This is a genomic window from Calditrichota bacterium (assembly GCA_016867835.1).
Taxonomy (GTDB): domain Bacteria; phylum Electryoneota; class AABM5-125-24; order Hatepunaeales; family Hatepunaeaceae; genus VGIQ01.
The window spans coordinates 1-6262 of record VGIQ01000141.1 but is presented as its reverse complement, the minus strand read 5'-3'; the positions used below and the strand labels follow the sequence as shown (position 1 = coordinate 6262).

Sequence of the window (6262 nt, the reverse complement as noted above, 5' to 3'; positions counted from 1 at the left end):
CTCATGTCACCTTTAACCACATTAAGCAGTTGGGGCAATTCGTCGAGGCTGAAGCGGCGCAGGAATCTCCCCACGGTCGTAACCCGGGGATCGCCGGGCTGAGCCCAAACCGCACCTGTTGAGACTTCCGCATCAGGTCGCATTGAACGGAACTTCAAGCAGTTGAAGACCCGTCCATCGAGGCCGACACGCCGTTGACTGTAGAATACCGGCCCGCGGCTGGTCAGTTTCACGGCGAGGACAACAATAATAAGCAGGGGTGAGATGGTCAGCAGAATGGAACTTGCGGCTATAAAGTCGAAGAGCCTTTTGGTTAGACCCGGCCAGCCGGTGAAGGGGGTCTCCTTCAGTGCCCAAAGAGGCACTCCGCCGACTTCGACGATCCGGCGCGGTCCCGTTGGATGGGATAAAGTCCCCGATGATCCTGCCGGAAGGTTGATGTCCGGAACATAGAGAAACTCAACATTGATCCCATAGCAAGCCCGCACCAGATCTGCGACGAGCGACTTTCCTTCCTGCCCCGACACGATTATGGTATCGATTTGATACCGGGGGACGATATTGCCTGCATCCGCTATGTTGCCAAGAACAGGAAGAACATGGTTCGGGGCAATGGCCGTGCCTAACAAGCCAACAGCCGAATAGCCGAAACGGGGATGATTCTGGATATGTCGTAACAGCAGATTCGCGTCATCGCCGCTGCCAACAATAGCGGCTCGCTTCAGGCCGATGCCCCTGCGGTATAAAACTCGCCGAATGGCTTGCCAGAGTCCTCGCGATAAGCCGAGCAGTATCAGCCCGGTGATCATCGCCAAACCTAACGTGAGCCGGGAGAAGGTCAGTTCCCGATAGAAAAATAGCCCTGCGAGCAGAATCGTCGCGGCAACGACGAACCGGACTGCAGCACCGACGAGGTCGCCTGCCAGTCCTACGGAGTTCGGAACGCGGTAATAGTTGCCGCCAATCAATAGTCCCGTTGTCATCACCGCCCAGAGGACCGCAAGCCGCCCATACCAGACATAAGGCGGGACTCCGTTAACGGCTGGAATTAGTTCCAGAAATGCAGACCCGAAGCGAATGCTATAGGCAACTCCCATACTACCCAGAATCGCCAGGAAATCCGAAAGCACTGCGCCCAGCACCAGCCAGATTCGGGAACTTGGATGTCCGCTCATTCGCCGCGAGATTCCTGCACTATCCGCCGGGAGTGTTCGATAAAGCGCACGACATTCGAGCTGAACTGTCCTGCATCGAAACGCGCGGCATTCCGACGCGCCTCCTCCGGTTTGAATCCAGTGGGATCGAACGAGCGTAGAATCTCCCTCAATGCCGCTACGGACTGTTCATAAAAGAAAATCCCGGTGGCAGTTTCACCTCCGGTTATTACCGTCTCGGTCAAGCCGCCTCGGCCAAAGCCAATAACCGGCCGACCGCAAGCCTGGGCTTCGACCGGCGCGATTCCAAAATCTTCCTCGCCGGGATGAATGAAAGCAACGGCATCGCGATAGACCTCAACCAGTTCGTCGCGGCTCAAATGTCCGGCAAACTCGACCGTCGGTCCGGCGACATGCTTCAGCTTCCGATATTCGGGACCGTCACCCAGGACCTTCAACCGTAAACCCAACTCGGTGCAGGCTTTCACTGCCAGATCGACCCGCTTGTAAGGCACCAATGCTGAAGCGGTTACATAGTATCCTCCCTCGCCGGTACCGATCTTAAACTTATCCAATTCGACCGGCGGGTAGATCACCGTCGCATCGCGCCGATAATATTTCCGAACACGACTCGCAACATGTCGCGAATTGGCTGCAAATGCATCTATACGGGTGGCTGATACTGCGTCCCATGCCCTAAGGTAATGCGCCGCAAAACCGGCAATCAATCGCTTCAACGACCCATACTGATCCGGCCCAAGGTAGTCGGTTCGGACGTCCCATACATAACGCATCGGGGTGTGCACGTAGGAAAGCGTAAGCGCATCGGGAGCCGGGATAGCGCCCTTGGCAACGCAATGGCTGTCGGAAAGAACCAGATCATATCCTCGCAAGTCGAAAGCCTCGATGGCCCACGGAAAGAGCGGCAGATAAGTTCGATAGTGCTTGCGACCACGAGGCAATTTCACAACCGGCGACTCGATGATCCGGTGGCTCTCAATCAGGGGTGAAACGCTCCCCTTCTCATGCACAAGTGTGTAGATGTCAGCCTGCGGGAAGAGGCGGCAGAACTCATCGAGCACCATTTCACCGCCTCTCATTCCGGTCAGCCAGTCGTGGACGAGGGCTACACGGCTAAAGGAGTGCGCAAGTGACATAGTGCTCAAGTGCTCAAGATCGAGTGACAAGTGGGAAGCATCAAGTGTCAAGTGCCAAGTGATTTGTAAACATTGATGAGTGCAGTATCATCTTGTTTTGTCCCCCGGCTCAGCAGGGGGACTACAGGGGGGTAGAAGTGCAACCCCATATTGCCCTCCCTTTTATTCCCCCCCGCGAAGCAGGTGGGAGAAGACAAGAACTAACTGCACCAAGTAGTAAAATGTAGTGCACCCCTGATGATGGCAGATTATTGTGTCTCATTTCAGCACCACCAGGCGCTGGATTTGCCTAAACTTCAGCGCTGGCATCACCAGTCCTACATTTCTGAAGACTACCTCTAACTTCACAAAGTAGAGACCGGAAGATAAGCCGCTTATAGGTAAAGTCAGTTGACCGTCACCATTGCTTGCTGCAAACCGATGAGCAACTACCTGCCGCCCGGTAAGGTCGAAAACCGCAATGTGCACTTCGCCGGCAATGGACAATCGCCACCAGACCACGGCCGGTCCATTTGTTGGATTCGGTTCAATTGCGAACTGCACATCCGGCAGCCCATTATGAGCATTCCGGTGAAATGTAAGTTCCATCACTGCCAGTTCATTGCGACGGTATTCTGCCGACCCTTCGATAAGCCTTTTCGTCACCTCGAACCGGCTATTCAGTTCCCGGTTAACATATTGAAAAGTGATCTCCTCGCCCGACTGCGCACCGTCAAGTTCGGGAGTTGACGGATCGTCTTCCCAGACAGCCATTCCCCAGGGAGGAGGCCCGGACAGGCTTGCTACGCCGCAGACAACGCCATCGATAGTCATAGCAATCAACTCAAACTCGCTGCCATCTTCAGCGCCAGCAATATTCATTATCATGACAGACATATTGTCACCGCCCGATGGAGTCCACCCCTGCTCACTATTCACACCTCCGACTCGAGCCTCGAGTCTCTCGCTTCGAACCTCCCGCGGATAGACCAATTCCATCGCCTCCGGCACCCGCACCAGGTAGCCCTTGCCGGGTCGCCAGGGAATCATATTCGAGAAGCCCAATCTACTCTCGGCAAACCGGCCCCGGTCGTCTTTCGCCATCCAGTTGACGCCTTCAATAGATTCGAGTGCGTCCCACACCTCGAGCGGGTAGTCGGGGTAATAAGCGATCAGGTTCCACCAGGTTTGCAGTTGGATTGGACGCTGGGATTCGATACGTTTCCCGACTACCGTTACTGGCAGATCGCGGACCGCAGTAATCCGGTAGCCGTCCTCGATCCGGTGCCGGTCAAGGCTTGAATATCTAAACCGGGGCGACCAAAACGTGCCATTCCATAGCGATACCAGAATGGCACCGTTGCGCATCGGTGCCAATACCTGGAGTGGATCAAAGGTCAGCGGCACAACATTGAACGAAAGAAAGTTGAACCGGCCCACGATGTGAACGCGCTGGGTATCGGGTGGAGGCGCTTCAAGCCGAACCGTTGTTTCACCGGTTGGCAATAAGAGAAGGTCGCCGGCGATAGTCTCCGCTGCAACATCTATTGCCACGCCTTCCCACTGATCCCACACCTTCCACCGATAGTACCCCCCGCCGATCCGCCGCCAAAGGTGCGACATCACCCAGTCTCCGGTGGCGACAAACTGATAAGGCGGAGCACCATCGACGAGATAGGCTCCGACCACCCGCTCGAGGGAGTCGAGCACTGCAATCTCATCGCCGGGCTGTGCCGGTCGGCCATTTACCGACAACCCTTCTATCCGGAACCGGTGCGCCCGCTCTCCTTCGATGACTTGAAAGCGCGCTTCATCATCGAACCGGGCGGCGTAGATGTCCTGACCGCCGTCTCGAGCATCGCACCAGGCGGCAAAGGCTCGACCATCAAGCCCGTCGATGCCGATGTAGTCGCCGATAAACCGCCCATCGAAGTCGTGGTTGGGGTCGAATGGTGCGTTAGAGAGTCGTTCACTGGCGGTGCCGTCGAGACGATCCCGCCATCGGCGACCGTAGAGATGGATTAGATGATTATCGTTATCGTCGCGACGGTCATACCAGACGGCCGATACGACTCCACTGGTGGGATCCACCGACAGCCAGGGGAAGAATTGGTCGTGCCCGTTGCGAGCATCGTCGTCATTAAGACGCTGTGGTTCGCTCCATGATCCACCACCGTCGTCGCTATATGACATCAGGATGTCGGCATCGCCGTTGCGATAGTCAGCCCAGGCGACGACGACCCTGCCTCGCCGGGGGGAAGGGCTCCCGTCCACATCGGCAGCCGGGATGCTCCAGACTCGAAATCGCGACGGCGCAAGGGTGTCGGGTAGTGCCGTTGTCCGGGCTACGACAAACAGGTCGCCGAAGCGTTCGCCGCCGTCATCTGACCGACAGCCGAGAATACGATCCTGTGAGTAATCCTTCCAGAATAGATAGAGTTCACCGTCCGGTCCGACGACGGGAAGCGAACCCTGTCCCGACCCGTCATAGATACGCAGTGGTTCCGACCACGACCGCGCCCTGTCGAGCGACCGGCTGAAATAAATCTGCCCGGTGCCGAACCTCGTCCAACTGACATAGAGCGCCTGGTCGCGCTCGCCTCCACTCCGGTCCACTGCGATCCAGGGTTTATCCTCAAAAGGCGGTTCGAACTCGCCCTGGTGATCGATCACCCACGACGGCTCGCTCCACCTGCGGCCGCCATCTTCGCCGATGGATACGAAGATCCCGCCAACCCGCGTCCTCCGGTCGAAGTTGATGCCACACAGGTAAACGCGACCCTCGTTATCAACTGCAAGCGAGGGATCGCCAGCTGATCCGTAGCGGTCTACTGTTTCCACCCGGCCTGAGGACCAAGACTCACCGCCATCGAACGAGACATACCAACCGCACGCCGCGCTGCCGGTGCGATAGTCATTGCAGGCACCGATGAGGTGATCTGGATCGGTCGGATCGACGACGATAACGGGCTCATTTTGAGGCCGATCGTTCTCATCCCAAGCCACCCGCCGGTTGAGGCCGACGCGCTGCAATTCGAAGCCGCCCCACCGGGGAAGGGGATCGTGTTCGATTGAAACCACTCCCGATAGCGGCGGCTTCGAAGCATAAGCCTGAAGGAACGCCCACCCGGTCAAAAAAAATATCAAGGTATATTTTGGAATCAGCTTCACCGGCCATCGTCCTCATCAATTCGATCTTGACACTTGATACTAAAGAAACATAAAAGTCCCAATCCCGAGTGCTAGACAATAGAACGCAAACCACTTCAAGCCTCGCCCGACGACTACCTTGAGCATAACAGCAATAGCCAGATACCCGGACATCGCGGCAGTGATGGCTCCCGCTATATGCGGCCCGGCAAGAACTACACTACCCTCCATCCAATCGCCGACGGTCAACAAGATCGCACCCAGTATCACGGGAAGCGACAGTAGAAACGAAAAGTCAACTGCACCTTTGCGATCGACACCGCAGATAAGCCCGGTGGCAATGGTAGCTCCGCTGCGCGAGACTCCGGGCAGGATCGCTACCGCCTGCCCGATGCCAATCGCCAGCGCCCGCCAGGCCCCCATTCGCTCCGGAATAATACGCGATCCGGCCAGCCGTTCCGAAATATAAAGCAGTCCCGCAGTAAACATCCACGCAGCGGCAACCATGGAGAGATCGTTAAAAAGCCGGGCAACGGTATCTTTGAAGTATAGTCCGATTGCACCTGCCGGAAGCGTCCCTATGGCTAGATAAAGTATCCAGAAAAGGGCCGCTCGTTCCCCCTTGACTGCACCCCGGACAATATCGAGCAGCCTCTTCCAGAAAAAGAGAACGACAGCCACCAGCGTACCGGCATGAACGGAAACTTCGAAGCCTACATCTTCGGCCAGACCGACTCCAAGCAAATGTCTTGAAAGCGCCAGATGACCGCTCGATGAGACCGGAAGGAACTCGGTCAAACCTTGCACCACCCCATTACCGCC

The 6262-nt window shown here is 56.6% G+C and carries 4 protein-coding genes; all 4 read right to left on the bottom strand.

Annotated elements, in window-relative coordinates; all coding sequences use genetic code 11:
- The coding region (locus FJY67_10950) for a sugar transferase (GenBank protein MBM3329966.1) at positions 1 to 1175 on the bottom strand (1175 nt) is incomplete at its 3' end.
- Positions 1172 to 2311 carry a glycosyltransferase family 4 protein gene (locus FJY67_10945; protein MBM3329965.1) on the bottom strand — a complete coding sequence of 380 codons (1140 nt, stop codon included), beginning with the start codon at positions 2309 to 2311 and terminating at the stop codon, positions 1172 to 1174. The genes FJY67_10950 and FJY67_10945, both read right to left, overlap by 4 nt.
- Positions 2312 to 2569: 258 nt before the next feature.
- On the bottom strand, positions 2570 to 5461 hold the full coding sequence (locus tag FJY67_10940) for a T9SS type A sorting domain-containing protein (protein ID MBM3329964.1): 2892 nt from the start codon (positions 5459 to 5461) through the stop codon (positions 2570 to 2572).
- A 39-nt stretch (positions 5462 to 5500) separates the two neighbouring features.
- Positions 5501 to 6262 (bottom strand): undecaprenyl-diphosphate phosphatase (locus FJY67_10935; GenBank protein ID MBM3329963.1); only part of this gene is annotated, 762 nt, incomplete at its 5' end.

What these genes read in the sequence shown, in the direction of transcription:
- FJY67_10945 (MBM3329965.1), bottom strand. Translation starts at nt 2,311, where the DNA reads ATGTCACTTGCGCACTCCTTTAGCCGTGTAGCCCTCGTCCACGACTGG.